This window comes from Paenibacillus sp. OT2-17 (genome assembly GCF_009827695.1).
In the GTDB taxonomy this organism is placed as follows: domain Bacteria; phylum Bacillota; class Bacilli; order Paenibacillales; family Paenibacillaceae; genus Paenibacillus; species Paenibacillus polymyxa_B.
Genome location: NZ_WUDQ01000254.1, coordinates 1 through 5,137, shown reverse-complemented (window position 1 = coordinate 5,137; position 5,137 = coordinate 1). Strand labels below are relative to the sequence as shown.

Genomic DNA, 5,137 nt, shown 5'->3' with positions numbered 1-5,137 from the left:
CGCAATATTCGTTGTGGGAGGAAGCGGAAGACCTGACGGCGATCCGGACGATGTTCGAAGAAAACGCCGAGCAATATCGCGTCTATATCGAAGGGTTCGAGGAATCCGAGTTGGACGAGATGATCGACTATGCGAACCAGAGCGGGGTTCCGTTCCGAACGTCCGTACGGGACATCCTGTCGCAGGTCCTCTTACATGGGCAATATCACCGGGGGCAGATCAACCGGGCACTTCGGATCGAATCGGCAGAGCCTGCCCAAGTCGATTACATCACGTTCGCGAGGCTCTAACAGGGCTAATAATCACCATTACTCGGAATGGGATTGGTATTGAACTAACGGGACACGTTAGTTTAATGGAACAGCGACAGTCTAGGACCTTTATTTTTTCATCCTTGGTTGTCGCTGTTCTAATTTCTAAGGTCAGCCTAAAACTTATTTTATGGAGTTTTCTTCGAACAATAAAGTTGTGTACCAAAATCCAATATTTGCGATTTATATTTTTTTTAATATTCTAAAAATATGTACGTTAAACCCTTATAAATATGTTCTCCTGTCTTTAACTTTTCAAATATTTCTTTACCATAATACCGCTCTCTATTTAAACCAAAGCAGCCGTCCTGATTTTAGCAAAGCCTGATGACACTTGTTCATCAGGCTTTTGTTTCTACTAAGAAACATACTTTTGTTATTGTAGAAAGAAAATTTGAGGATGCTATGAATGCTGCTTCCTTTGGTTGGGCACAGTATCGTTTTAAACATGAGCCGATCTTTTACGCTCATCTAAAAGCAAGGCTCCAGCCCGATACGGTGATCGGAACACAGACTACGGTATGGAAGGCTGGTCTTCCTGTTGAGGAACCGCTGCCTAGGACAGTATGGGAAGTTTCACGGGGCAATGTAAATAAGTATGTTCACCCCACTCAGATGCCCCTTGATCTACTAGCTATTCCCATTATGAATAGTAGCCAGCTTAGTGGCGTAGTTGTCAATTTCTTTGGCGGCAGCGGCTCTACCCTTATGGCCTGTGATTAGCTTGACCGCTGTTGCAGGACCATGGAACTGGACCCGGTATTTTGTGATGTGATTAAAATGCGATATCAGCAGGCAACCGGCATGGAGCCGGTACGTCTTTCTAATGTTGCAACACATTATTCTAAATCGTAAAGTACGTTTGCACGAGAAATGTCTATTGGTTCGTTTACAGGTATGTTAAGAAAATACTTTAACTTCCATGTCTGAGTTTTTTGAGCCTGAAGGCTTGTAGGCGTGTCCCATGGTGGATAAATACGTATTGCTCTTTTACCACCTTCACCTTTGTTAGATAATATTTTATGTTTAATCAGAATGGATTTTGGGAATACAAATTGCCCCAAGCTACTGTCTTTACGTGCACTAATAACCAAAAAGTCGATTGGATCTGATACGTCATAGGGTTGTATTGGTCCATCCCCAATTCTCTTATATATAGTCACAAATTGCCCGATCTTTTTTGGAGTTGTCTTTGCAATACGGAATCGTATAGAGTGGGCATTTAAATTAAAGAAGTAGGCCCCATAGTCAGCGTTTTGTTTTTCTGGAATTGGTCCAGTACATTTAAAATTGCATGGATTATAAACTGAAACTTTAGCGGCAAGCAGGTCGGTATGAATCTTATCAGATGCTGTCCAAGAATTTTGGTCACCAGAAGATATTTCTTTGTTAACCATTGTTATTTATTCTCCCCCATATATAAAACCGTTGTTTAACGTAGCATTCACTATATTAATGTAACCGCAGATGGTTCACAAGTTTGTGTATATTCTGCCTAGTATAAATAAAAAGGGAGACGCGTGAACGTCTCCCCAATGACAATGGGACAGACAACGAATAGCAAGAGACACTACTACAACGCGAAATAGAGTTCGTCGAGGGTATCTTTGATCAATGGTATAGTACCGAAAGATTGTTAAGGCTGGTATAGCTCAGTGGGTCAAAGACCTACAGGCTAGAAATATAAAAATGCAGATAGTGCAGAATCTGGATCGGTTGATTGAACTGGATATAAGCTTCAGAAGGATGAGCTGTAATAATGCTAACACGATAGAGTCAGACCTATGCCTATTTTCCCAAGATGAAGTCAACAGCCCAATCTTTTTGGTTAATTGCACAATAAGCTACTTTGACTAGACTTTGGAGGTGATCATTAAATATGTTTCGACATTATTATTGGCAAAAGAAAATGCATCGGAGAAAATTTAGAAGATGTGTAGTTAAAAAAGTCAAAGTTTTACCGAAAGTTATTGTTAAAGGGATCCGAGGACCTCAAGGACCTCAAGGACCTCAAGGACCTCAAGGACCTCAAGGACCTCAGGGACTGCCGGGTCCACAGGGAGTTCCAGGCGCTCAAGGCCAGCAAGGGCTACAAGGTTTTCAAGGAATTCCTGGACCAACAGGACCAGCAGGAGCAGTAGGTCCAGCAGGACCAGTGGGAATGGCAGGAGCGATAGGACCAGCAGGACCAGCGGGAACGGTAGGGGCGGTAGGACCAGCAGGAGCAACGGGGGCAACAGGGCCTGCAGGCGCCGGGATATCAGACTTCTTAAGTGTTTTCCGAGCAGATCCTGGTACGGGAACTGACACAGTTCCGGGTAACTCACCAATTACCTTTACTGGAGTTTTGGCTAATGTTGGTGGTGCATTTACTTTCACTCCTCCATCTTCAACGATAACAATCAACGAAACGGGGAGCTATCTAATAGATTTTACAATTCATAACCAAGGCAATGCTGACTTTAACCTTACCGTAAATGGATTCCCTGTTACCCCAGTTCCTTTCACGGGTAACGGTGGCGGACCAACTTCGGCAGAAGTCATTATTACTGTAGGGGTCGTTCCTACAACTATTCAATTAGTAAATGCAAATGCAACCCCAGCCCAACTTCATAACTTTACCAATACTACTCTTACTATATTAAAGTTGACTATTTAAGCCATTCTTAATGATATATAGAACATTATATGTAGCCGCTTTAGAAAAGATTGTACGATTTCATATCGTCAGTTTGTCTAATTACACTCATAGTAAGCAGACGTATTTATGGGGGGGATTGTGTAGCATGGCAAGAGAACGTAGTGGTAGTAATAAGATCCATTAAACACTACCACTACTCCAAAGCCTATCTTTAAAGTTAAAATGGAAAATCCGTAGTAACATGGTAAAAAGCAATGATATTATTCAGACATAGAAATATGAATGCTAAGAAGGTCAGGAAACTTTTCCTACCTTCTTTTTTTGTTGTGACAAAATAGGAACTATTGCTTTGATCCGTCAGATACGACAACTCATAAGCGGCAATCAATATAAATTTTCTTTTTCGATTGGTCGCGAAAAATGGGAAGCTACAGAAGAACGGGCCGAGGTCGATTGGCCTAAAGTTTAGGCATTGCATAAGGAAGCCTTTAATCTTGTGTTGGTAGAAGGACTGACGGAGGATGAATACGAAAATGTAGATGAAGAGGGCATTAAGGAGTCGGACGGCCTCTTAGAACGATTTCTATAAGGAGTCGTTTCCACCTGATGAAGATTATGAGCCTGACGACGAAGAAGGCCAAGAACAGAAACCGGGAATTCGAAATCATTCTCCACGGTGGTAAGGTGGAAAATAAAAAGCCGAAGAAGGTCAAGTCGCTATCTGATCTTGGTTTCTTCGCAAATTCCGCAATCATGAAGTGACCCCTTTCAAGCAGGCAGCTATCAAAAAGCAATAATTAAGCAGCCTGAGTACTGTATTCATAAGGAGTCAGGTTGTTTAGTTTCTCATGAAAGCGTTCATGGTTGTAGAAATGGATATACTTCTGGATGGCATGCTCCACCTGTTGAGCTGAGGCGAGAGGGATATTGAAATCCTTGGTCGCTATGCAGTAACACCTCGCGCGTCCTGTCGTTTCCTTGCCTTTTCACCGTATCTAACACCAGGCTCAAATCTTTCTGCGGCTGATCTGGTAGGCAACCATTACGTTGTTAAGAAGATCCTGAATCGTGGAAAGGTAGAGTCTCTGTCCATTGAACATGAGGTAAGTGATGTCCGTTACCCACTTTTGATTCGGCTGGTCAGTCTTAAACTCCCGGTTCAGATGATTGCCAGAAACAACGTAGGCTACTTTCTTGCCATAGTAGTACGATGCTATGTCCCTTACTAAGCAATTCTTGGATCACCGCAAACTTTTTACTCTTGGGTACAGCATCCATTCCTCCGTTCACATTTGCAAGAGCTTTTTTAGCATTTCATTTTCCGCTTCGAGGCGTTTCAGCTTGACCTCCGGATATTCGGGTCGTGTTCGAGGTCTGCCGATGCCTGGCCCTTTTGCTTTGCCTCGTTTTCCCTCTAGAGCATTAACTAACTTATCTTCTCTTAGAAAGAGAAACCGGAATCGGCAGGAATACATGGATCTGGCGTATACCTGTAGCAATCCATGATTTAAACAAGCGAATCCCAAGGACTATCGGATTAACAGAAAATGATGATGTATACTTTCCAAATATTGAACAAATCTTTGAAGTTTATAAAAATGACAAAAACAAAATATTTAACGAGCTTCACTTCATCGAAGCAACTTTCATTGAGCATTATAACGAGGCTAAGAATCTAAAAGAGGAGCTTAACCAGCCTAAAGATAATTTGATTATGCTTGATAATAAAAACAGAAAACATACGAGTTTGGAAATTTGGGGAGCTATATTTGAAACTGAGGTATCTAATCCTGCGAAAAAAATTTAACCTTTCAAACATGAAAAACAGGTTTAGCCATATATTCAAAAAAGGACCGATAGGTCCTTTTTTTGTTTGAACAGAGCGGGTGAATATTCTAAGACTATGATTTTGAAATCTGGGATGAGCGTTATAAGCCCCCGCATTTTACACAGCGTTGTAAATGCTTCAAATCTTATTCTGAAATCATTGTCCATCTAACCTATTAAAATTATAGATATCTTGTTATGCTGTGTTCTTCTTCACTAAAGTCTGTGGTTTTGATCCTCTGTGTCTTATGTTGCTAAATGCGATGCCACATAAAATGATGATAACACCGATCCATTGAGACCAGCCTACAAATTCTCCTAATACAAGAGAAGACATAATAACGGCCATGGGTAATTC

The 5,137-nt window shown here is 41.5% G+C and carries 6 protein-coding genes; 4 read left to right on the top strand and 2 right to left on the bottom strand.

Features of this window, described 5'->3' with window-relative positions:
- Positions 1–290: DinB family protein (locus GRP75_RS18870; RefSeq protein WP_272917220.1), on the top strand; the 290-nt coding region annotated here is incomplete at its 5' end.
- A gap of 348 nt (positions 291–638) precedes the next feature.
- Entirely contained in the window at positions 639–1,034 is a 396-nt protein-coding gene (locus GRP75_RS18865; RefSeq protein WP_160790046.1) for a DNA methyltransferase, read from the top strand.
- Between the two features lie 116 nt (positions 1,035–1,150).
- Here GRP75_RS18865 and GRP75_RS18860 read toward each other — a convergent pair whose 3' ends face one another.
- On the bottom strand, positions 1,151–1,708 hold the full coding sequence (locus GRP75_RS18860; RefSeq protein WP_160790045.1) for a MepB family protein: 558 nt from the start codon (positions 1,706–1,708) through the stop codon (positions 1,151–1,153).
- A gap of 482 nt (positions 1,709–2,190) precedes the next feature.
- On the opposite strand from GRP75_RS18860, the gene GRP75_RS18855 reads away from it, so the two are divergent.
- Positions 2,191–2,970, top strand: coding sequence for a collagen-like protein (locus GRP75_RS18855; protein ID WP_160790044.1), 780 nt, complete (start codon positions 2,191–2,193; stop codon positions 2,968–2,970).
- A gap of 588 nt (positions 2,971–3,558) precedes the next feature.
- Positions 3,559–3,714 carry a hypothetical protein gene (locus tag GRP75_RS29290; protein WP_167348634.1) on the top strand — a complete coding sequence of 52 codons (156 nt, stop codon included), beginning with the start codon at positions 3,559–3,561 and terminating at the stop codon, positions 3,712–3,714.
- A 35-nt stretch (positions 3,715–3,749) separates the two neighbouring features.
- On the opposite strand, the gene GRP75_RS30665 is transcribed toward GRP75_RS29290, so the two are convergent.
- Positions 3,750–3,878, bottom strand: a complete 129-nt coding sequence (locus GRP75_RS30665; protein ID WP_369127581.1) for an IS3 family transposase — start codon at positions 3,876–3,878, stop codon at positions 3,750–3,752.
- Between the last annotated feature and the right edge of the window lie 1,259 nt (positions 3,879–5,137).

What these genes read in the sequence shown, in the direction of transcription:
- GRP75_RS18865 (WP_160790046.1), top strand. Translation starts at nt 639, where the DNA reads ATGACACTTGTTCATCAGGCTTTTGTTTCTACTAAGAAACATACTTTT.
- GRP75_RS18860 (WP_160790045.1), bottom strand. Translation starts at nt 1,708, where the DNA reads ATGGTTAACAAAGAAATATCTTCTGGTGACCAAAATTCTTGGACAGCA.
- GRP75_RS18855 (WP_160790044.1), top strand. Translation starts at nt 2,191, where the DNA reads ATGTTTCGACATTATTATTGGCAAAAGAAAATGCATCGGAGAAAATTT.
- GRP75_RS29290 (WP_167348634.1), top strand. Translation starts at nt 3,559, where the DNA reads ATGAAGATTATGAGCCTGACGACGAAGAAGGCCAAGAACAGAAACCGG.